The 21211-nt window shown below is 67.3% G+C and carries 16 protein-coding genes and 1 tRNA gene; 11 read left to right on the top strand and 6 right to left on the bottom strand.

Features of this window, described 5'->3' with window-relative positions; translation table 11 throughout:
- Positions 1 to 80 precede the first annotated feature (80 nt).
- Genes ACFSQR_RS10635 through ACFSQR_RS10620 form a run of 4 tightly spaced genes read left to right on the top strand, consistent with a single transcriptional unit; the run spans position 81 to position 7055 of the window.
- Complete coding sequence (locus tag ACFSQR_RS10635; RefSeq protein ID WP_377729739.1) at positions 81 to 2027, top strand: TonB-dependent receptor plug domain-containing protein; 1947 nt, start codon at positions 81 to 83, stop codon at positions 2025 to 2027.
- A complete protein-coding gene (locus tag ACFSQR_RS10630) occupies positions 2027 to 2572 on the top strand; it encodes a YfiR family protein (RefSeq protein ID WP_377729738.1) in 546 nt (181 codons plus the stop codon). The genes ACFSQR_RS10635 and ACFSQR_RS10630 overlap by 1 nt, the downstream gene beginning before the upstream one ends.
- The gene (locus ACFSQR_RS10625) at positions 2569 to 4512 is read left to right on the top strand and encodes an ATP-binding protein (protein ID WP_377729737.1); all 1944 of its coding nucleotides are present in this window, start codon (positions 2569 to 2571) and stop codon (positions 4510 to 4512) included. Before ACFSQR_RS10630 ends, ACFSQR_RS10625 begins: the two co-directional genes overlap by 4 nt.
- The gene (locus ACFSQR_RS10620; protein ID WP_377729736.1) at positions 4509 to 7055 is read left to right on the top strand and encodes an EAL domain-containing protein; all 2547 of its coding nucleotides are present in this window, start codon (positions 4509 to 4511) and stop codon (positions 7053 to 7055) included. Before ACFSQR_RS10625 ends, ACFSQR_RS10620 begins: the two co-directional genes overlap by 4 nt.
- Here the strand turns inward: ACFSQR_RS10620 and thiL are convergent.
- From thiL to ACFSQR_RS10600, 4 genes are all read right to left on the bottom strand, one after another.
- Positions 7037 to 8026: a thiamine-phosphate kinase gene (gene thiL / locus ACFSQR_RS10615; protein ID WP_377729963.1), complete on the bottom strand. Its 990-nt coding sequence runs from the start codon at positions 8024 to 8026 to the stop codon at positions 7037 to 7039. The genes ACFSQR_RS10620 and thiL overlap by 19 nt on opposite strands.
- Positions 8027 to 8427: 401 nt before the next feature.
- Complete coding sequence (locus ACFSQR_RS10610) at positions 8428 to 9606, bottom strand: NAD(P)/FAD-dependent oxidoreductase (RefSeq protein WP_377729735.1); 1179 nt, start codon at positions 9604 to 9606, stop codon at positions 8428 to 8430.
- A gap of 1 nt (position 9607) precedes the next feature.
- The gene (locus ACFSQR_RS10605) at positions 9608 to 9772 is read right to left on the bottom strand and encodes a rubredoxin (protein WP_377729734.1); all 165 of its coding nucleotides are present in this window, start codon (positions 9770 to 9772) and stop codon (positions 9608 to 9610) included.
- A gap of 32 nt (positions 9773 to 9804) precedes the next feature.
- The gene (locus tag ACFSQR_RS10600; RefSeq protein ID WP_377729733.1) at positions 9805 to 10284 is read right to left on the bottom strand and encodes a rubrerythrin family protein; all 480 of its coding nucleotides are present in this window, start codon (positions 10282 to 10284) and stop codon (positions 9805 to 9807) included.
- Between the two features lie 194 nt (positions 10285 to 10478).
- Between ACFSQR_RS10600 and ACFSQR_RS10595 the strand changes: the two genes are divergently transcribed.
- From ACFSQR_RS10595 to ACFSQR_RS10565, 7 genes are all read left to right on the top strand, one after another.
- On the top strand, positions 10479 to 12788 hold the full coding sequence (locus ACFSQR_RS10595) for an NADP-dependent malic enzyme (protein ID WP_377729732.1): 2310 nt from the start codon (positions 10479 to 10481) through the stop codon (positions 12786 to 12788).
- Positions 12789 to 13044: 256 nt separating this feature from the next.
- Positions 13045 to 14088, top strand: coding sequence for a GDP-mannose 4,6-dehydratase (gmd, locus tag ACFSQR_RS10590; RefSeq protein ID WP_377729731.1), 1044 nt, complete (start codon positions 13045 to 13047; stop codon positions 14086 to 14088).
- 1 nt (position 14089) lies between these two features.
- Positions 14090 to 15040, top strand: a complete 951-nt coding sequence (locus ACFSQR_RS10585) for a GDP-mannose 4,6-dehydratase (RefSeq protein WP_377729730.1) — start codon at positions 14090 to 14092, stop codon at positions 15038 to 15040.
- Positions 15037 to 16167 (top strand): glycosyltransferase family 4 protein, encoded by a 1131-nt coding sequence (locus tag ACFSQR_RS10580; protein WP_377729729.1) that lies wholly within the window; start codon positions 15037 to 15039, stop codon positions 16165 to 16167. Before ACFSQR_RS10585 ends, ACFSQR_RS10580 begins: the two co-directional genes overlap by 4 nt.
- Before the next feature lie 7 nt (positions 16168 to 16174).
- Positions 16175 to 17341 carry a glycosyltransferase family 4 protein gene (locus ACFSQR_RS10575; protein WP_377729728.1) on the top strand — a complete coding sequence of 389 codons (1167 nt, stop codon included), beginning with the start codon at positions 16175 to 16177 and terminating at the stop codon, positions 17339 to 17341.
- A 118-nt stretch (positions 17342 to 17459) separates the two neighbouring features.
- On the top strand, positions 17460 to 18242 hold the full coding sequence (locus ACFSQR_RS10570) for a substrate-binding periplasmic protein (RefSeq protein ID WP_377729727.1): 783 nt from the start codon (positions 17460 to 17462) through the stop codon (positions 18240 to 18242).
- A 151-nt stretch (positions 18243 to 18393) separates the two neighbouring features.
- Complete coding sequence (locus ACFSQR_RS10565) at positions 18394 to 19155, top strand: hypothetical protein (protein WP_377729726.1); 762 nt, start codon at positions 18394 to 18396, stop codon at positions 19153 to 19155.
- Positions 19156 to 19295: 140 nt separating this feature from the next.
- Here the strand turns inward: ACFSQR_RS10565 and ACFSQR_RS10560 are convergent.
- A tRNA-Leu gene (locus tag ACFSQR_RS10560) sits at positions 19296 to 19380 on the bottom strand.
- Between the two features lie 57 nt (positions 19381 to 19437).
- Positions 19438 to 21159, bottom strand: coding sequence for an ArnT family glycosyltransferase (locus tag ACFSQR_RS10555; RefSeq protein ID WP_377729725.1), 1722 nt, complete (start codon positions 21157 to 21159; stop codon positions 19438 to 19440).
- Positions 21160 to 21211: the final 52 nt, after the last annotated feature.

The following is a 21211-nucleotide window of genomic DNA, read 5'->3' as shown; positions in this document are numbered from 1 at the left end:
TTATCAAGAATAACGGCGACAACCGTGCGCCAGCCGTGCTGCCGTGGCTGGTAAGGTGCCAACCGTAGAATAGTGCCGACATGACCAAGAAGATATTTAACACCCCTCGCACCCTGCGCACGGCGCACAAGCTGATGGCCGCGGCGATTGTCGGATGCCTGGCGCAGCTTGCCCATGCCGATCCGCAGGCACCGAATTTCGCCAATCTCTCGCTCGAAGAACTGGGCAATATCGAAATCACTTCGGTATCGCGCAAGACCGAGATGCTGCGCGATACGCCCGCGCCCGTGTACGTGATCCGCGGCGACGAGATCCGGCGCGCCGGCGCGCACACGCTGCCCGAGGCGCTGCGCCTGGCGCCCAACCTGCATGTGGCGCGGGTCGATGCGCGCAACTACGCCGTCAGCGCGCGCGGCTTCAACAATCCCTTCCAGAACAAGATGCTGGTCATGATCGACGGCCGCACCATTTATTCGCCGTTGTTCTCCGGCGTGTTCTGGGACGCGCACGACCTGGTCATGCCGGACGTCGACCGGATCGAAGTCATCAGCGGCCCGGGCGCCACGATCTGGGGCGCAAATGCCGTCAACGGCGTGATCAACATCATCACCAAGCCGGCCGACCGCACGCTGGGCGGGCTGGTCACCGGGGGCGCGGGAAGCGACAGCCGGTTCGGCAGCGTGCGCCATGGGACCAGCGCGGGGAATTTCTCATACCGCGTGTATGCGCGCTACCGGCAGGACGACGACCTGGAGACCGAGAAAGGCGGCATCTCGTACACCGGCATGCAGCGCCGCGCGGCAGGATTCCGCATGGACGGCAATGCGCTGGGCGGCGAGGTCACGGTGCAGGGCGACATCTACCGCGGCGAACTGCACCAGCTGAACACGCGCGACATCGAGATCGGCGGCGCCAACCTGGTCGGGCGCCTGACGCGCACCCTGGGCAACGGCTCCGAACTGCGGGTGCAGGCCTACCTCGACAACACCACGCGCGACCAGCCGGGCGCGTTCATCGAGGACCTCGACACCTTCGACCTGGACATCCAGCATTCGATCCGCCTTGGCGAGCGCCATGCGCTGATCTGGGGCGGCGGGCACCGCGTTGCGCGCGACGACGTGCGCGTGAACGGCGTGGGGTTCGCTTTCCTGCCCGGCCGGGTGGACCTGAAATGGACCAATGTGTACGCCCAGGACGAGATCCGCATCAACGACCGCATGCGCGTGACGGCAGGACTCAAGCTGGAGCACAACAGCTACACCGGCCTCGAGACGCTGCCCTACCTGTCGTTCGCGTTCGACGCCGGCGAGGGCCACCTGCTGTGGGCATCGGCCTCGCGCGCGGTGCGGGCGCCGTCCCGCATCGACCGCGACCTGTTCGCCCCTGCGGTGCCGCCGGTCGTAAACGGGGTGCCGCAGTACGCGATTGCCGGCGGACCGGACTTCCAGTCCGAGGTGGCGCGCGTGGTGCAGCTGGGCTATCGCGGCAATCCCCATGCCGCGCTGTCGTACGCGGTGACGCTGTTCTACAGCGATTACGACCGCCTGCGCACGCTCGAACCGAATCCGCGCGGAGCGGGCGCGGTCTTCCTCAACAAGGCCGAGGGCACCACCTACGGCGCCGAGATGTCCGCCACCTGGGATGTGCGGCCCGACCTGCGCCTGACCCTGGGGCACGTGATGCACCGGCTTGACCTGCATGCCAAGCCGGGCAGCCGGGACGGGTCGGCGGCGACCGGGTTCGCGACCAACGACCCGAGCTCGTGGTCGCTGCTGCGCGCTTCCTGGGACGTGTCGCCATCGGTCGAGCTGGACCTGACCGCGCGCCGCGTGGGCGCGCTGCCGCGCCCCGTGGTGCCGTCGTATACCGCGGTCGACCTGCGCCTGGGCTGGGAGCTGCGCGACGACCTGGAACTGTCGCTGCTGGCCCGGAACCTGTTTGCGGGCGGGCATGCGGAATTCGGCGCGCCCGGTGTGCGCCCGGTGATGGAGCGCAGCGTGCTGGCACGGCTGTCGTGGAGGTTCTGATGTCGCCGGCCCGCCAACTCCTGCTGGTGCTGGTCCTGCTCGCCGCTGCGGCGCTGCCGGCGCGCGCTTCCGAACCGGTCGAACTCGCGGTGAAGGCGGCCTACCTGTACAAGTTCGCCACCTATGCCGAGTGGCCGCCCGGCGCATTCGACGGTCCCGACAGTCCGTTCGTGATCGGCGTGGCCGGCAGCGAGGCGGCCGCCGAGCTGCTGCAGCGCCTGGTGGCAGGGCGTGCGGTCGGCGGCCATCCGGTCGAAGTGCGGCGCATCACGCGCGGCATGCCGCTCGACGGGGTGCACATGTTGTACGCCAGCGGCGGCCGCGCCGCGATCGGCGACATCCTGGAGGAGGCGCGCGGCAATCCGGTGCTGACCGTGACCGATTCGGACCAGGCATTCGCACAGGGAGGGATGATCAATTTCGTCATTGCCGATAACAAGCTGCGCTTCGAGGTGGCGCTGCGGCGCGTGAACACGGGACGGCTGCGCATCAGCGCGCGCATGCTGGCCGCGGCACACCGGGTGGAGACGCGGATCCCGATATGAAGCGCCTGCGCTCGATGCAGCGGAAAGTGGTCGGTGTGGTGGTGGCTGCCACCGTGGCGGCCCTGCTCGTGTCGATCGGCAGCATCATCGCCTACGACCTGCGCGGCTACCACAACCGGGTGGTGCTCGACGTGGCCACCCAGGCCGAGCTGCTGGGCCACATGACGGCGGCGGCGCTCAATTTCGACGACGCCCCGCTGGCGTTCGAGAACCTGTCGCTGCTGCGCATCCGGCCGGGCATGCGCGCGGGCGCGATCTACGATGCCGGCGGGCGCCTGTTCGCCTCCTACGCGGTGCCGGGCGAACCGGCGATCTTCCCGCCGCGCGCGCGGCCCGAGGGCAGCCGCGCCGAAGGCGAGCGTTTCGTCATGTTCCACCGGATCGTCGAGCACGGCGATTTCATCGGCACCGTCTACCTGCGCTCGGAATACGCGCTGGTGGCGCGCCTGCTGGATTACCTCCTGATCGGATCGGCCGCCATGCTGCTGGCGCTGGCCGTCGCCGTGCTGGTGGCGCGCCGCATCGGCCGCGTGATCACCGGGCCGGTGCTGCGCATCACCGGCATCGCGCGCGAGGTGGTGGCCACGCGCGACTTTTCGCGCCGCGCGCCGCGCAGCAGCGACGACGAGGTGGCCGAGCTGGTCGACTCCTTCAACGCCATGCTGCGCGAGATCGAGCTGCGCACCGGAGAGCTGGACCGCCTGAACGAGCAGCTGGAGCAGCGTGTGTACGAGCGCACGCTGCAGCTGGAGACCGCCAACGCGGAGCTGGAGCTGGCGATGGCGGAGGCGCAGAAGGCCAACCAGGCCAAGTCGGCCTTCCTGTCCTCCATGAGCCACGAGCTGCGCACCCCGCTCAACGCGATCCTCGGGTTCGCGCAGATCCTCACTTCCGACAGCATGCCGGCCACGCCGGAGCAGCGCAAGGAGTTCGCGGGCCACATCCACAAGTCGGGCCGCCACCTGCTCACCCTGATCAACGAAATCCTCGACCTGGCCAAGGTGGAGTCGGGCACGGTTTCGCTGGCGCTGGAGCCGGTCGACATGGCCGGCGCGATCGCCGAATGCCGCGCGATGGTCGAGCCGCTGGCGGCGCGGCGCGGCGTGCGCCTGCTGTTCCCTGACAGCTGCGGGTCCAGCGCATATGCCGACCGTACCCGGGTCAAGCAGGTCCTGCTCAACCTGCTGTCCAACGCGATCAAGTACAACCGCGAAGGCGGCGCCGTGATGCTGGATTGCCGCCGCTCCGGCGCGTCCGCGGTCCGCGTGTCGGTGCAGGACACCGGCATCGGCCTGTCGCGGCAACAGCTGGACAACCTGTTCCAGCCATTTAACCGGCTCGGGCAGGAAGCGGGCACGGAGGAGGGTAGCGGGATCGGGCTGGTGGTCACGCGGCGGCTGGTGGAGCTGATGGGCGGTACGGTCGGCGTATCGAGCACGGCCGGGGTTGGCAGCGTGTTCTGGTTCGAGCTGCCGCTGGCCGTGACCGAGGAAGCGGTGGAGGCGCCGCAGGAGCAGGACGGGCAGGCCGCGCCATCGGATGCCGCAGTCTCGCACACGCTGCTGTACGTGGAAGACAATCCGGCCAACCTCGACCTGGTCGCACAGCTGCTGCGCTACCGGCCGGGCATGCGGCTGCTGGCCGCGCCGGACGGCCGCACGGGGGTGGAGATGGCGCGCCGCCACCGGCCCGACCTGGTGCTGATGGACCTGAACCTGCCTGACATGTCGGGCATCGAGGCCTTCCATGCGCTGCGCGCGCTGCCCGAAACGGCGCAGGTGCCGGTGATCGCGCTGACCGCCAATGCGATGGCAGGCGATGCCGAGCGCGGGCGCGCAGCGGGTTTCTTCCGCTACCTGTCCAAGCCGATCGATATCGATGAATTCAACGCCAGCGTGGATGCCGCGCTGGCCCTGCGCCAGGAGGCAGCCCACCCATGATCGACATGGACCAGATCCGCCAGGCGCGCATCCTGGTGGTGGACGACCAGCTTGTCAACGTGCAGTTGCTCGAATACCTGCTGTCGGCGAGCGGCTATACCAACGTCACCGCGCTGCGCGACTCGCAGCGGGTGCTGGCCCTGCACCGCGAGCACCGCTACGACCTGATCATCCTCGACCTGAACATGCCGGGCATGGACGGCTTCGCAGTGATGGCGGCGCTGCGCGAGGTCGAGCCGCACTACCTGCCGGTGCTGGTGGTCACGGCGGACCCGGACAAGACCGTGGCGGCGCTTAACGCCGGCGCGCGCGACTTCGTCGGCAAGCCCTTCGATCCGCCCGAGGTGCTGACCCGCATCCGCAACATGATCGAGACGCGGCTGATGCACAACCGCCTGTACGAGCACGGCTCCCAGATGGAGCAGGCGGTGCGCGAAGGCACCGAGAGCCTGCAGCGCTTCCGCAAGGCGATGGACGCGACCGCCGACGGCATCTTCCTGTTCGATACCGGCTCGATGGCGATGGTCGACGTGAACGAGGGCGCCTGCCGCATGCTGGGCTACACCCGGGCCGCGCTGCTGGCTGCGGGACCTGCCGCGGTGGGACTGGCGCAGCTGGCCAGCGAGCAGGAGCAATCGCACCGCGGCCAGCCGCTGCCGGCCGAGCGCGAGCTGGTGGAATGCGAACTGCGGCGGCGCGACGGCGACCCGGTGCCGGTGGAAATCAACTGGCAGGCCGACGACGGCATCCTGATCGCGGTGGCGCGCGACGTCACCGAGCGCGTAATCGCGCAGCAGCGTATGCGCCACCTGGCGCACTACGACAGCCTGACCGGCCTGCCGAACCGCACCCTGTTCTACCGTACCCTGGAAGAGGCGATCGAGGTGGCGCGCGACAAGGGCTGGCAGGTGGCGCTGGTGGTGATGACGCTGGACCGCTTCAAGATGGTCAACGATTCGCTGGGCGCGGCGCTGGGCGACGAGCTGCTCAGCCAGTTCAGCAACCGCCTGGTGCGCTGCGTGAAGTCGCGCGAAGCCATCGGGCGCCTGGGCGGCGACGAGTTCGCGCTGATCCTGGCGCGCGCCCGCAGCCAGCAGGAAGCGGCGGACGTGGCCGACATGGTGCGCGAGCAGCTGCGCGCGCCGTTCGACCTGGACGGGCATCATGTGGTGCTGACCGCCAGCATCGGGATCGCCATGTATCCGTTCGACTCGACCGACCCGCACACGCTGGTCAAGTTCGCCGATACGGCCATGGCGCGCGCGCGCGAAGCGGGGCGCGACGGCTACCGCTTCTTCACCGCGGGGATGAACGTGCAGGTGCTGGCGCGGCTGGACCTGGAGATGGCGCTGCGGCGCGCGCTGGAGCAGGGCGAGTTCGTGCTGCACTACCAGCCCAAGGTCGACACGCGCACCGGCCGCATCTCCGGCGTCGAGTCGCTGCTGCGCTGGCAGCGTCCCGGCGTGGGCATGGTGTACCCGGCCGAATTCGTCGGCGTGATGGAAGACTCGGGCATGATCAACCGGGTCGGCGAATGGATCCTGGACGAGGCCTGCCGCCAGATGGCCGAGTGGAAGGCCTCCGGCGTGGGCGAGATGCAGGTCGCGGTCAACGTCTCGGGCCGCCAGTTCGAAGGCGAGCTCGAACACGTGGTGCGGCGGGCGCTGGAACGCCATGGGATCGCGCCGCATTGCCTGGAGCTGGAGCTGACCGAAACGGTGCTGATGGAGAATGCCGAGCGCGCGGCCGATGTGCTGGTCAAGCTGAAGGCGCTTGGCGTGGCGGTGGGGGTGGACGATTTTGGCACCGGCTATTCGAGCCTGGCCTACCTCAAGCGCTTCCCGCTCGACAAGCTGAAGATCGACAGCGCCTTCGTGCGCGACCTGGTCGCCAATCCGGACGACGCGGCCATTGCGCGCGCCATCATCAGCATGGCGCACAGCATGCAGCTGCGCGTGGTGGCCGAAGGGGTCGAATCGGAAGGGCAGTGGGCCTACCTGCAGCGCCACCATTGCGACGAGATCCAGGGCTTCCACTTCAGCCGCGCGCTGCCGGCGCGCGAGCTGGCCGAACTGGTGCTGCGCAACCGCGCGCAGCCGCGCGCGGCGGCCGTGCCGGGCTCCAGCCAGCCGACCGTGCTGCTGGTCGATCCGGACGTGCGCGTGCTCGCAGCGCTGCACCGCCTGCTGCGGCGCGAGAACTACCGCGTGCTGGCGGCAGTGTCGCCGCTGCAGGGCTTCGAGCTGCTGGCGCTGCATCCGGTGCAGGTCGTCGTGTGCGAGCAGCGCATGCCGCTGATGAGCGGCACGGAATTCCTCAGCCGGGTCAAGGAGCTGTACCCCGGCACGATGCGCATCATCCTGTCCGGCGACACCGAGCTGGCCTCGGTGCTCGATTCCATCAACAGCGGTTCGATCTACCGCTTCTACACCAAGCCGTGGGACGACGCGGAGCTGCGCCAGAATATCCGGCTGGCGTTCCAGCAGTTCTGGCGCGAGCAGGCCGGGCGCGACCCCGACCCGGATCAGCCGGCCGAGAAGTGATCGAAACCGGCCAGCGCCAGCGCCAGCGGGGCGCCGGCGGCATCGGTCCAGCGCAGTCCCGGCGCGGCGTCGATCGTTCCCACGCGCGTGACCGGGGTGCCGGTGCGGCGCGCGGCCTCCAGCACGGCTTCGCGGTGCGCGCGCGGGGCGGTGAAGCATAGTTCGTAGTCGTCGCCCCCGGCGGCGGTGAATTCGCGCCGCAGCGCGAGCGGCTGGCGCGCGAGCACGGGGCCGGCGGGCAGCGCGTCCACGTCGAGCGTAGCGCCCACGCCGGACGCCTTCAGGATGTGCGCGATGTCGCCCACCAGGCCGTCCGAGATGTCGAGCGCGGCGCGCGCCAGGGTGGCCCCTTCCACCGCACCTTCGCCAGACGCCAGCGCCATGCCCAGCGCCACCCGCGGCTGCGGTTCGTGCATGCGCACGGCGGCCGCTTCCTGGTCCGCGGCGGACAGGCGCTGTTCGCCCCAATAGCCCGCCAGCGCCAGGCGCGCGTCGCCCAGCGTGCCCGAGATCCACACGTCGTCGCCCGGCCGGGCGGCGGCGCGGCGCAGGGCGTGGCCGGGTGCGAGCTCGCCGAACACGGTGATGTTGATGGTGAGCGGGCCCTTGGTGGTGTCGCCGCCAATCAGCTCGCAATCGTACTGGTCGGCCAGCTCGAACAGGCCCTGGGCGAACGGCTCCAGCCAGCGTTCGTCCGATGCGGGCAGGGCCAGCGCGAGCGTGAACGCCACCGGCTTCGCGCCCATGGCGGCGAGGTCGGACAGGTTCACGGCCAGGCATTTGTGTCCCAGCTTGCGCGGATCTGCGCCGGGCAGGAAGTGGCGGCCTTCGACCAGCATGTCGCTGGAGATGGCCAGCTGCATGCCGGGCGACGGGGCGAGCAGGGCGCAGTCGTCGCCGATGCCAAGCGCGGCGCGGACCGGGCGCGCGCGGACGAAGTATTTCTTGATCAGGTCGAATTCGGAGAGCATCCCGGCATTGTACTGCCGGGATTCCAACGGGCTGCGAGGGGAACGCTTCGCCATGGGCCCGCCGGAGTTGGCGGAATCGGCCATGACTGGGGCGATTCCGCCAGCGGGCAAGGGGGAGGGTCCTTCCGGGCAATTGCCTCGTTCCTTCTCGATTTGCCTCGTTTTGTCTCGCCCCTGGCCAGCTTCTCCCTATGGGCGAACGCGCCCGCGCGAGGATAAACGAGAAGCTGCGAGGTTAAACGAGGCGTTTACTGCCGGGGAATACCCTGGTCCATCGCGGGCGCCCGAAAGCGGGAGGAAATTGGCGGAATCGGTCATGTTGTGGCCGATTCCGCCAGACTCGCCCGCTGGACAGGGTGCCGGCTGCGGGCACACAAGCAGCGAGGACCCCATGGCCCCTGTCAGGCTGCGGCGGCGACCTGCTGCATTTCCGACAGCAGGGACTGGCGCAGGGTGGGCGTCGGGTGCGACAGTCCGAAGCCGCGCAAGACGCCGGCGCGGTCGAAGAAGCGCGCCACGGTGCGCTCGCCATCGTGCTGGTCGTGCCAGGCGCCCTCGATGCCGGCAGGCGGGGGCAGCAGCGCCATGCGGTAGCTCGGGGTCTTAACGACCACCGGGTCGGCCTTGATGTCGATGGCCGCGGGCTGGCCGGCCAGCGTGGCCGCGATCGCGCGCGCCGCCGCCAGCATCGGCGCCACATAGGGCAGCACCGCGCTGCCCGAGGCCGTGTCGTACTGCGCGCAGTCGCCCAGCGCGAACACGTCCGGCGCGCTGGTGCGTCCGTGGCGGTCCACCACGATGCCGCGCTCCGTGCGCAGCCCGGCCGCCTGCGCCAGCGCCACGTTGGCGCGCAGGCCCACCGCCGACAGCACGATGTCCGCGTCCAGTTCGGCGCCATTGGCCAGCGATACGCGCAAGCCGGCGCCGCTGCGCTCGACGCGCTGCGCCACGGTGCCCAGGTGCAGCTGCACGGCGCGGCCTTGCCACGCCTGGCGCAACCCTTCCGACAGACTTGGCGCGGCCAGCGCCGCCAGCAGGCGCGGCGCCGGGTCGATCAGCGTCACGTGGTGGCCGGCGGCCAGCAGGTCGTCCGCGAACTCGCAGCCGATCAGTCCCGCGCCGATGATCGCGACGCGCGCCGGGGCGCCGGTCAGCGCCAGCCGGCTGCGCAGCCGTGCGTAGTCGTCGATGTTGTTGACCGAGAGGACCTCATCGGCCGCGTCGCCGTCCAGCTGCAGCCGCACCGGCGCCGCGCCGGTGGCCAGCACCAGGCTGCGGTAGGCGATGTCGCCCTGCGCAGTGCGCACCGACCTAGCCTGCAGGTCGATCGCTTCCACGGCGCGGCTGGGCAGGACCTGGGCGCCCAGCTGCGCTGCCATCTGCGCGGCCTCCTGCGAGACGAGCTGGCGCGCATCCTTCCCGAGCGCGAAGGCGTTCGACAGCATCGGCTTGGCATACGCGTGACCGGCATCGCCGGTGACGATCACCAGCGCGCTGTCCTTGTCGAGCTTGCGGAACTCGCGGGCCAGGCTATACGACGCCATGCCGGCGCCGACGATCAAGACAGGCGCTGTGCTCACATTACACCTCGACCATGTCAAAGTCGGACTTGGCTACGCCGCAGTCAGGGCATTCCCAGTCCTCCGGGATGTCGGCCCAGCGGGTGCCCGGCGCGATGCCTTCGTCCGGCATGCCGGCCGCTTCGTCGTAGATGAAACCGCATACGATGCACTGGTAAGTCTTCATGTGTCTTCCTTCTATATATAGAGTGTGTGGGGTCAGGCAGCCTGCAGCTTGTCGAGCGCGGCGCGGTAATGGTTGGCGTGGCGTTCCTCTACTTTGGCCAGCGCGGCGAAGCGCTTGGCTGCCAGTTCGAGCGTGCGCCTGAACGCTTCGGCATGCTCCTTCGATTCGGCGATCTGCTCGTCGAACTCGGCGACTGCCGCGCTGTTGCCTTCTTCGACGGCCAGGTGGCGGAACTTCGGATACATTTCGGTGTACTCGTAGGTTTCGCCTTCGATCGCGATCTCGAGCGCCTTGGCCGGGGTCATCTGGGCTTTCGGATAAAGCAAGTCCAGGTGGCCGAAGGCGTGCGCGACTTCCTGGTCCGCCGTCGCTTCGAACGCTTCCGCCACCTCGATCGCGCCGGCGGCGCGCGCCAGCTTGGCGAAATAGCGGTACTTGATGTGGGCCATGGACTCGCCGGCGAAGGCTGCTTCCAGGTTCTGGATGGTGACGGACGGATTGTTCTGTGCCATGGTGAAGCTCCTATTAACGAATTCAATCAAGATGTGAACAATCATAGCGATTGCTGATCAATAGGTGAAATTGATTGTTTCAACTACTGTGATAGCTAAATGCTTTTCGCCTGCCGGAAAGGCGCGTAAAACTCATGCGGCGCGTCTGATAAAATCCCACTCTTGGCATTAAATGAACGGAAGGCTGGCCCAGCATGGATGCGGTAGATAAGAAAGAGGAACTTCGTCAACAGTTGCGCCTGGCGGCGCTCGAGTACCACGAGTTCCCGCGGCCGGGCAAGATCGCCGTCACGCCGACCAAGGGCCTGACCAACCAGCGCGACCTGTCGCTGGCCTATTCGCCCGGCGTTGCCGCTCCCTGCGAGGAGATCGTGCGCGACCCGTCCACCGCCTATAAATATACGGCGCGCGGCAACCTGGTCGCCGTCATCTCGAACGGCACCGCGGTGCTCGGCCTGGGCAATATCGGCGCACTCGCCTCCAAGCCGGTCATGGAAGGCAAGGGCGTCCTGTTCAAGAAATTCGCGGGCGTCGACGTGTTCGACATCGAGATCAACGAGTCCGATCCGGACAAGCTGGTCGACATCATCGCTTCGCTCGAACCGACCTTCGGCGGCATCAACCTGGAAGACATCAAGGCGCCGGAATGCTTCTACATCGAGCGCGCGCTGCGTGCCCGCATGAAGATCCCGGTCTTCCACGACGACCAGCACGGCACCGCGATCATCGTCGGCGCGGCGATCCTGAATGGCGTCAAGGTGGTCGGCAAGGACATCCTGAACTGCAAGCTGGTGGTCTCCGGCGCCGGCGCCGCCGCGCTGGCCTGCCTGGACCTGCTGGTGGACCTGGGCTTCCCGATCGCGAACATCTACGTGACCGACCTGGCCGGCGTGGTGTACAAGGGCCGCCAGGAACTGATGGACCCGGACAAGGAACGCTTCGCGCAGGATACCGGCGCGCGCACGCTGTCCGAGGTGATCCCGGATGCGGACATCTTCCTCGGCCTGTCGGCCGGCGGCGTGCTCAAGCCGGAGATGGTCGCAAAGATGGCGCCCAACCCGCTGATCCTGGCGCTGGCCAACCCGACCCCGGAAATCCTGCCGGAAGAAGCCAAGGCGGTGCGCCCGGACGCGGTGATCTGCACCGGCCGTTCGGACTATCCGAACCAGGTCAACAATGTGCTGTGCTTCCCGTACATCTTCCGCGGCGCCCTCGACTGCGGTGCGACCACCATCACGCGCGAGATGGAAATCGCGGTCGTGCACGCGATCGCCGAACTGGCGCACGCCGAACAGTCCGACATCGTCGCCAGCACCTACAACATCAAGAACCTGTCGTTCGGCCCGGAGTACCTGATCCCGATGCCGTTCGATCCGCGCCTGCTGATGCAGATCGCCCCGCGCGTGGCCAGGGCCGCCGAGGAATCGGGCGTGGCGACGCGCCCGATCGCCGACCTGGCCGCCTACGCCGACCACCTGCAGCAGTTCGTGTACCACAGCGGCACCTTCATGAAGCCGCTGTTCTCGATCGCCAAGGCGGCGCCGCATGAACTCAAGCGCATCGTCTATGCCGAAGGCGAGGACGAGCGCGTGCTGCGCGCGGTGCAGGTGGTGGTGGACGAACGCCTGGCGCGCCCGATCCTGGTGGGCCGCCCGAGCGTGCTGGAGCGCCGCATCGAGCGCTTCGGCCTGCGCCTGAAGATGGGCGAGCACTTCGACGTGATCAATCCGGACTACGAAGAGCGCTACCGCGATTATTGGCAGAGCTACTACGAGATGACCAATCGCAAAGGCGTCTCGCAGGATTATGCAAAGCTGGAGATGCGCCGCCGCCACACGCTGATCGGCGCGATGATGATCCACAAGGGCCATGCCGACGGGATGATCTGCGGGACCTACGGCACCGTCGACCTGCACCTCAAGTACATCGACCAGGTGCTGGGCAAGCGGCAGGGCGCGCACGTGTACGCGGCGATGAATTTCCTGATCCTGCCGGAACGCCAGCTGGCCGTGGTGGACACGCATGTGAACCAGAACCCGACCGCGGAGCAGCTGGCCGAGATCACGATCCTGGCGGCGGAAGAGATGCAGCGTTTCGGCATCTCGCCGCGCGTGGCGCTGCTGTCGCATTCGAATTTCGGCTCCTCCAACGCGGAGTCGGCCTGCAAGATGCGCGATGTGCTGGCGCTGGTCCAGCAGCGCATGCCGGGGCTGGAGATCGACGGGGAGATGCACGGCGACACCGCGCTCAACTCGAAACTGCGGATGCAGCTGATGCCGCACACGACCCTCAAGGGGGACGCGAACCTGCTGGTGATGCCGAACCTGGACGCCGCCAACATCGCGTACAACCTGGTCAAGACGGCGGCCGGCAACGGCATCGCGATCGGGCCGGTGCTGCTGGGCTGTGCGCGGCCGGTGCACGTGCTGACCCCGTCGGCAACCGTGCGCCGGATCGTCAACATGACGGCATTGTGCGTCGTGGATGCCGTATCGGAGCGATAATCCGGCCTTAACCGTCTCCGCCTGGCCGGGAGTATTGGTAACAAAGCGTAAAGCTCGACGGTTGCACGCCGCTGTGGGGGCATAATCTTGCTCGCATAGCCAAGTTGTTGTTTTTGCACGCCATTATGGTGTGCATTGCACGCACACTATTGCCGCAGCGAAATACAATTTTGGCAACCCTGCTACAATCCAGGGTGAAATCGGGCTTTAACACCGCGCCGCAGCGTCAACGCGTGGTCAAAATCGAGTACAAGACATGCAAAAAATTAAGAAGGCGCTCATTACCGGGATCACCGGACAGGATGGCGCGTACCTGGCCCAGCTTCTGCTGGAAAAGGGCTACGAGGTCACCGGCACCTACCGCCGCTCCAGTTCCGTCAACTTCTGGCGGATCGAGGAACTGGGCATTGCGTCCCATCCCCAGCTCAAGCTGGTGGAATACGACCTGACCGACCTGTCCTCCTCGCTGCGCCTGGTCCAGTCGTGCGACCCGGACGAGATCTACAACCTGGCGGCGCAGAGCTTCGTCGGCGTCTCGTTCGAGCAGCCGATCGCCACCGCCTCGATCACCGGCATCGGCCCGGTGCACCTGCTGGAGGCGATCCGCATCGTCAAGCCGGGCGCGCGCTTCTACCAGGCCTCCACCTCCGAGATGTTCGGCAAGGTCCAGGCCATCCCGCAAGTGGAAAGCACCCCGTTCTATCCGCGCAGCCCGTATGGCGTGGCCAAGCTGTACGCGCACTGGATGACCGTGAACTACCGCGAGTCGTACGGCATCTTCGGCTCCTCCGGCATCCTGTTCAACCACGAGTCGCCGCTGCGCGGCCGCGAGTTCGTCACGCGCAAGATCACCGACTCGGTCGCCAAGATCGTGCAGAACAAGCTCGACGTGCTCGAGCTGGGCAACCTGGACGCCAAGCGCGACTGGGGCTATGCACGCGAATACGTGGAAGGCATGTGGCGCATCCTGCAGGCCGACCACCCGGACACCTACGTGCTGGCGACCAACCGCACCGAGACGGTGCGCGACTTCGTCACCATGGCGTTCAAGGGCGCCGGCATCGCGGTCGACTGGCGCGGCCAGGGCGAATCGGAAACCGGCCATTGCGCCAACACCGGCAAGCTGCTGGTGCGCGTCAGCCCCAAGTTCTACCGCCCTGCGGAAGTCGACCTGCTGATCGGCGACCCGTCCAAGGCCATGCGCGACCTGGGCTGGCAGCCAAAGACCACGCTCGAACAGCTGTGCCAGATGATGGTGGAGGCGGACCTGCGCCGCAACGAGCTGGGCTTCTCGTTCTGAGATGACGGTTCCGGCGGATCGCTCCCCCGCGCCTGCATCCGGCGGCACCGGCGCGGGCAAGCGCGCCCTGGTGACGGGCGTGCACGGCTTTACCGGCCACTACATGGCCGAGGTGCTGGCCGCCGAAGGCTACCGCGTGTTCGGCACCGTGCAGCCGGGCGATGCGCGTGCCGACGCGCATGGCGACGACAACTGCCAGGTCGACCTGTGCGACCGCGCGGCCGTGCGCGCCGCGGTGGACGCGATCCGTCCCGACGTGGTGGTGCACCTGGCGGCGATTTCCTTTGTCGCCCATTCCGACCCCGACCTGATCTACCGCGTCAACCTGATCGGCACCCGCCACCTGCTGGAGGCGCTGGCCGCGCAGGAACACAAGCCGGAGGCGGTGCTGCTGGCATCGTCGGCAAACGTGTATGGCAATGCCGACCTGGAAGCGATCGGCGAGGACACCCCGCCGTCGCCCGCCAACGACTACGCGGTCAGCAAGCTGTCGATGGAATACATGGCGCGGCTGTGGATGGACAAGCTGCCGATTACGATCGTGCGCCCCTTTAACTACACCGGCGCCGGCCAGCACGAAAACTTTTTGCTGCCGAAGATCGTCGCGCACTTCCGCCGCGGCGAGCGGCGCATCGAACTGGGCAACCTGGCCATTGCGCGCGATTTTTCCGACGTGCGCATGGTGGTCGATGCCTACCGCCGCCTGCTGGTCGCCGGCAAGGCGGGACAGGTCTTCAACGTCTGTTCGGGCGTGGCCCATTCGCTGCAGGACGTGCTGTCGATGATGTCGCGCATTGCGGGCTACAGCATCGACGTGAGCGTCAACCCCACCTTCGTGCGCGCCAACGACGTACTCAAACTGGCCGGCAGCAATGCGCGCCTGGTCGACGCGATCGGGCCGCTGCGCACCACGCCGCTGGAAGAGACGCTGCGCTGGATGTACCAGGCGTGAGCAGCGTGCGAGTCGGCCTGGGAACCACCATGATCGAGCCGGCGCTGACGAAGGGAAGGCTGGACGGGATCGGCGTGTACACGCAGGCGCTGCTGCGGCACCTGCCCGAGGCAGGCTGCGAGGTGTTGCCGTATTCGTACCCGCCGCTGCGCGGTGGTGCGCCGCTGGAAGTAGGCCGGCCGATGCGCCGCCCGTTCGAGCTGCAGACCGCGCTGGACCTGGCCACGCCGCGCTTCGTGCGCCAGAAGGTGGACGCGGACATCTTCCACGTCACCGACTACCGCGTGGTGCGCATGAGGTGCCCGGTGGTGGCGACGCTGCACGATGCGCTGCCGATCAAGTACCCGCAGTGGTGCAACCCGAAGCTGCGCGCGCTGAAGAACTGGCTGCAGGTGAAGGCGGCGCGCAAGGCGCAGCACATCATCGCGCCGTCCCACTTCGCGGTGGCCGAACTGGTCGAGTGCTTCGGGGTGGACGAGCGACGCATCAGCGTGGTACACCAGGGCGTGGATGCCGGCTGGGCGGAAGCGCCGGGCCAGATCCCGATGACGGTGACGATGCAGATGAACAAGCTGCAGCCGGGTTACTTCCTGTTCGTGGGCACCTTGCAGCCGCGCAAGAATGTCGAGCGGGTGCTGGAAGCCTACCTGGCGCTGCCGAAGGAAGTGCGGCGCGAGCGCCAGCTGGTGATCGTGGGCGCGCCCGGATGGCGCTGCGAGGAACTGGTCGCGAAGATCGAGGCGGCGCAGGAAAAGCGCGAGCGGGTGCGCTGGCTGAGCAAGCTGACCCGGCCTGATCAGTTGCGTCATGTGTACGCGGGCGCTGGCGTTTTTGTTTTTCCGTCATTATATGAGGGGTTCGGCATTCCACTGGTAGAAGCGTTCTCTGCCGGAGTGCCGGCGGTAACGTCGAATACGAGCTCCCTGCCTGAAGTCTCGCAGGGGGCGGCGCTGGAGGTCGATCCGCTGTCGGTAGCGGACATTTCCTCTGCCATGCTGACGCTGGTGGAGGATCAGTTCCTGCGGCGCCGTTGCATCGATGCCGGCCGCGCGCGCGCCGCCCAGCTGACCTGGGCCCATACCGCGCAGCGCACGGCAGCGGTCTATCAATCAGTTTTATCAAATTAAGCCGCTTATGCGTGTTCTACATTTTTACAAGACCTACTACCCGGATTCGGTGGGTGGCGTCGAGCAGGTGATTCGCCAGATGTGCGTGGGCACTGCGCGCCTTGGCGTGCGCAACGAAGTGCTCTCGCTCACGCGCGAGCGCGAGCCGCAGCCGATGCATTTCGAGGGTCACCTGGTCAAGCGCGTCCCGCTCGACTTCGAGATCGCCTCGACCGGCTTCTCGTTCGCCGCCGTGCGCGAACTGGCCGCCATGGCGCGCGGCGCGGACCTGATCCATTACCACTTCCCGTGGCCCTTCATGGACCTGGCGCACTTCCTGGCGGGGATCGACAAGCCGTCGGTAGTGACCTACCACTCCGACATCGTGCGCCAGAAATACCTGCTGCGCCTGTACAAGCCGCTGTGCCACCGCTTCCTGCACAGCGTGGACGCGGTGGTGGCAACCTCGCCCAACTACCTCGAATCCTCGCCGGTGCTGGGACGCTACCGCGACAAGACGCGCGTCATCACCTACGGCCTGGACAAGACCACCTACCCGGACCAGGACGAGGCGCTGCAGGACAAGTGGCGCGCCGAAGTGGGCGACCGCTTCTTCCTGTTCGTCGGCGTGCTGCGCTACTACAAAGGCCTGCACATCCTGCTGGACGCGGTGGCCAACACCGACTATCCGGTCGTGATCGTGGGCGCCGGCCCGATCGAGCGCGAGCTGAAGGAACATGCGCGGCGACTGGGCCTCAGGCACGTGCGTTTCGTGGGCGCGGTGGGCGACGCCGACAAGGTCGCGCTGCTCAAGCTGTGCTACGCGGTAGCGTTCCCGTCGCACCTGCGCTCCGAAGCGTTCGGCATCTCGCTGCTGGAAGGCGCCATGTACGGCAAGCCGATGATCTCCAGCGAGATCGGCACCGGCACCACCTACATCAACATCCACAACGAGACCGGCCTGGTCGTGCCGCCGTCGGACCCGCAAGCCTTCGGCCAGGCCATGCGCCAGCTGTGGGACAACCCGGTGATGGCCAGCGAGATGGGCAAGCGCGCCGAGGCGCGCTACTGGAAGCTGTTCACCGCCGAGCAGATGGCACTGAACTACCGCGCGCTGTACGACGAAGTGGTTGCCGGCCGCGTCACCGTGCCGATGGTTCCCGCCGCCCCTGCCGCCCCCCAGGTCGGCGTCTAGCCCGCGCCGGGACTTCATCCCGGCGCCGGAGCATCCAGCCCCAGCAAGAAAATTGCTTTGGTGCCATCCAAGCTGTTATTCTTATCCCTCGCCATATTGAGATGGCTAAAGGGTCTGTATGCCGGCAAGGAGCCTGGCGCTGGTCCTGGCGTGCGCCTGGTGCACCGCCGGCGCCACGCCGACAATGTACTTCACTACCGATCTGCCGGTTCCGGCGGAAGAAGAATGGCACGCATCAAAACGGCCGGGCCTGACCGCACGGGTTCGTGAGGTGGCCAACCGGGCCAACGTCAGCTACACCATCCGGCAGTACCCCTGGACGCGCGCGTACGCCGTCGCGCTGTCGCGCAAGGATGCCTGCGTGTTCGCGACCTCGCGCACGCCGGAGCGCGAGGAGCACTTCAAGTGGGTGGGGCCGCTGTACGTGCGCACCTGGGTGCTGGTCGGACGCGCCGGCCAGGACTACCAGGTCAGGACGCTGGAAGACGCGCGCAAGTACCGCATCGGCACCTTTGCGGGGGACGCGGCGCACGAATACCTGCGTTCGCGCGGCTTCCAGGTCGACGCAGCCCAGTCCGACAACTCCAATCCGCAAAAACTGCTGATGGGCAGGATCGACCTGTGGGTGTCGGCCAACGCCGAGACCGGCCCGGAATACGGCGCCTACTATCCGCACGCGATCGTACCGGTCCTGAAATTCAATACGGTCGGGCTCTACCTCGCGTGCAACAAGGCGGTGCCGGATGCCGTGGTGACGCGCCTGAACACGGCCGCCGCCTCCATGCTGCGCGACCTGGCCCGTACCGGAAGCAGGGAGGGTGTGCCGCCCGACCGCCGCACCCGCCGCCCGCCCTGCCTGCTGCCGGGCACCCCGGACATGGTGACCAAGGCCTGCGAGTAGCCGTTCTCTGCTGCGCGCACAGCGGCGACGACACCTCCGGTAAAAAAACGCCGCACGCGGGTAAGCCTTTGCGTCCTGACAAGGCGTTTTCCCTGTTGTGTCATCGACATGCAAGGTATGATGACTTCCGGTTAAATTCGCAGGAGCAAACATGCCAATCGTCGGACTGGGGCTGCACTTTCTGGTGGCGCTGTATTTCGCAGTGCACGCGGTACGAACCCGCCGCGAAATGTACTGGCTGCTGATCCTCTTCTCGTTCCCCATCCTGGGCAGCGTGGTCTATTTCTTCGCGATCTACCTGCCGCATTCGCGCCTCGAGCACACCCTCATCAAGGCGGGCCGGACGGTGCGCGATACGCTCGACCCGGGCCGCGCGTTGCGCGAAGCGCAGCAGGCGTTCGACCTGACCCCGACGGCCCAGAACCAGATGAAGCTGGCCAACGCGATGCTCGAGGCAGGCATGTTCAAGGACGCAGTCCAGCAATTCGATGCCTGCCTGCGCGGCCCTTTTGCCGGCGACCCGGAGATCATTTTTGCGGCATCGCGTGCCCTGCGCGCCGATGGGCAGGCCCCGGCAGCGGTGTCGATGCTCGAAGAGCTGCGCCGCAAGCACCCGTCGTTCCGGCCGGAAGCCGTGTCGCTGGCCCTCGCAGCGGCCTATGCATCCGCCGGCAGGCAGGAGGAAGCCGGCGCCGAATTCGCCAGCGCGGTCGACCGGTTCGGCAGCCTGGAGGCGCGCGTGGAATACACGCTGTGGGCCGTGCAGCGCAATGAGCGGGGCATCGCCGAGACGCAACTAGCCGAACTGGACCATGCACGCCGGCACATGAACCAATACGCCCGGTCACTGCACGGGGAGTTGTTCGCCCGGCTGGACGCGGCCACCAAAACCGATCGGATGGCCCAGCGCTGAAACGCCGGCGACGCAGCAGGCGCGCTGCGTGGCACTGGCGCCGAGCTCCAGCCGCAGGAGCGCCTTCCAGCGCGGGTACAGTGGCTGGGGCGGAAAAGCAAAAGGCCCGCTTCGAAATATCGAATACAGGCCTTGACTGGTGGTGCCGGGAACCGGAATCGAACCGGTACGCCTTGCGGCGCGGGATTTTGAGTCCCGTGCGTCTACCTATTCCGCCATCCCGGCAACGCGACCCGCATTATCACCGATTTGGCAACGCAGGGCAACGCTGCAACGTTCCCGCTAGTCGGCGCGGCGGTACAGGCGGAAACGTTCGCTCCGGTCCGAGGGACGGCGGCCTTCCCACAGCAGCTGCCACTGCTTGCTGCGGTAGTAGCGGTTCAGCTCATGGCTGTCGCGCAGCTTGATGCTGTCCTGTAGCAGCAGGTAGTCGCATTTGCCGCCTTCCATCCCCGCAAAGCGCAGCTTGCCGAAGTACGCGAACGAGGCGCGCTGTGCCGGCCCGGCATTGGTTTCGATGCAGCCTGCCTGCGGCGGCAAGCGCTCGACGATCTGCGCGGCGACCGAGCGGTAGCTCTTCCCGTAGTTGAGTTCGGGAATGAACAGCGTCATCAGCAATACCCACAGCAGGATCAGGCCGCCCGCCGACAGGACCACGGCGCGCCACAGCACCGATGGCTGGCGCGAAACGCGCCAGTGCACCAGGAAGAACCAGCCGACCGTGGCCGCCGCGGCAACCGCGAATGGCAGCAGCAGGAATTCCGGCGTATGTCCGGGCACTTGCTTCAGGACGTTCTTGGACAGCTGCGCGGGCCAGCCGGTGAGCTTGGCAATGTAAAACAGCCACACCACCGCCGCCAGCGTGGTGAGCACCATGACCGAGAACCAGTCGATCGCGTTGATCGCGCCGCGCTTCATCGTCGGCAGGCCGAACGCGGCCATGATCGCCAGCGGCGGCAACAGCTTGATCAGGTCGGTATTCGCAGGGGTCGGGTGGAACAGCACCAGCACGGTCAGCACCGCGACGAAGAACAGCGGCACCACGATGTGCAACAGCTTGCTTTGCCGGCGCCAAGCGTAGATTGCCCAGCCGGCAAACGGCCAGGCCGGCCAGAAATACCAGAGCGCGGTACGCAGCAGCTGGCCTAGCGAAGCCATGGTCGGGATGCCGACCTGGTCCATGTTCCATGCCTGCCACGCTGCCACCGGGGACTGGCCGTAGGGCTGGACCAGCGCGGCCGGGACGATCCACAGCAGCGCCAGCGCGCCCGCCACCAGCAGGGCGACGCCGATGTCGCGCAGCACCGGCACGCGCGGCATGCGCAGGTAGCGGGTGCACAGGTACAGCGCGAGCGTCAGGCCGGCCGGCACGACCCAGCCGCGCGTCAGCGTCAGGGCGCCCAGCGACAGGCCGATCAGTGCCGCGTTGCGGACCGATTGCAGTTCGATGTAGCGCACCGAGCGGTACAGGAAGTAGGCCAGCAGGCCGCCCTGCAGGGTCGCCGCCAGCGTGACGTGGCTGTGCAACAGCAGTCCCAGGCAGCCGAGGTAGATCAGGACGGCGGTGTCGGCCAGCGTGCGGCCGTAGTCATCCGGTTCCGGCTGGCCGCCAAAGGCCAGGCGCAGCGGCTGCGCCTCCGGGCGGCGGCCCAGGTGGAAGGCCGTGTACCAGACGGAGAGCGTGCCCAGCACGAAAATCGCGATGGTCGACAGCCTGGCGGCGAGCTGGTCGCCCAGCGCCCATCCGAACAGCTTGATGAAGACCGCGCCCAGCCAGAATGCCAGCGGCCCCTCGTCGGCGCTGGCAAGGCCCGCGATGTTCGGGTACAGCCAGTCGTTGACGCCGCCGTTGGCCATGGTCCACATGATCCCGAAGCTGCCGGCATCGTCCTTCCAGATATCCCGCCCGATCAGGCCCGGCAGGATGTAGAGCAGGCCAAGCCCGAACAGGGCCCAGCGGGGCAGGGCGAGGGTGGCGGCGGCAGGGAGGCGGACTGGCTTCATCGATAGCGGGCTGGGCCGTAAAAATAATGCGAAGTATGAAGTATGCGCGTAA

The organism is Pseudoduganella sp. GCM10020061 (assembly GCF_042683405.1).
Taxonomy (GTDB): Bacteria; Pseudomonadota; Gammaproteobacteria; order Burkholderiales; family Burkholderiaceae_D; genus Telluria.
The sequence above is the reverse complement of the archived record's forward strand: the minus strand, read 5'-3'. Positions and strand labels throughout refer to the sequence as shown.

Excerpts from the sequence above, each read along its gene's own strand:
- ACFSQR_RS10555 (WP_377729725.1), bottom strand. The coding sequence starts at position 21,159 with ATGAAGCCAGTCCGCCTCCCTGCCGCCGCCACCCTCGCCCTGCCCCGC.
- ACFSQR_RS10630 (WP_377729738.1), top strand. The coding sequence starts at position 2,027 with ATGTCGCCGGCCCGCCAACTCCTGCTGGTGCTGGTCCTGCTCGCCGCT.
- gmd (WP_377729731.1), top strand. The coding sequence starts at position 13,045 with ATGCAAAAAATTAAGAAGGCGCTCATTACCGGGATCACCGGACAGGAT.
- ACFSQR_RS10620 (WP_377729736.1), top strand. The coding sequence starts at position 4,509 with ATGATCGACATGGACCAGATCCGCCAGGCGCGCATCCTGGTGGTGGAC.
- ACFSQR_RS10595 (WP_377729732.1), top strand. The coding sequence starts at position 10,479 with ATGGATGCGGTAGATAAGAAAGAGGAACTTCGTCAACAGTTGCGCCTG.
- ACFSQR_RS10635 (WP_377729739.1), top strand. The coding sequence starts at position 81 with ATGACCAAGAAGATATTTAACACCCCTCGCACCCTGCGCACGGCGCAC.
- thiL (WP_377729963.1), bottom strand. The coding sequence starts at position 8,026 with ATGCTCTCCGAATTCGACCTGATCAAGAAATACTTCGTCCGCGCGCGC.
- ACFSQR_RS10600 (WP_377729733.1), bottom strand. The coding sequence starts at position 10,284 with ATGGCACAGAACAATCCGTCCGTCACCATCCAGAACCTGGAAGCAGCC.
- ACFSQR_RS10575 (WP_377729728.1), top strand. The coding sequence starts at position 16,175 with ATGCGTGTTCTACATTTTTACAAGACCTACTACCCGGATTCGGTGGGT.
- ACFSQR_RS10570 (WP_377729727.1), top strand. The coding sequence starts at position 17,460 with ATGCCGGCAAGGAGCCTGGCGCTGGTCCTGGCGTGCGCCTGGTGCACC.
- ACFSQR_RS10585 (WP_377729730.1), top strand. The coding sequence starts at position 14,090 with ATGACGGTTCCGGCGGATCGCTCCCCCGCGCCTGCATCCGGCGGCACC.
- ACFSQR_RS10605 (WP_377729734.1), bottom strand. The coding sequence starts at position 9,772 with ATGAAGACTTACCAGTGCATCGTATGCGGTTTCATCTACGACGAAGCG.
- ACFSQR_RS10565 (WP_377729726.1), top strand. The coding sequence starts at position 18,394 with ATGCCAATCGTCGGACTGGGGCTGCACTTTCTGGTGGCGCTGTATTTC.
- ACFSQR_RS10625 (WP_377729737.1), top strand. The coding sequence starts at position 2,569 with ATGAAGCGCCTGCGCTCGATGCAGCGGAAAGTGGTCGGTGTGGTGGTG.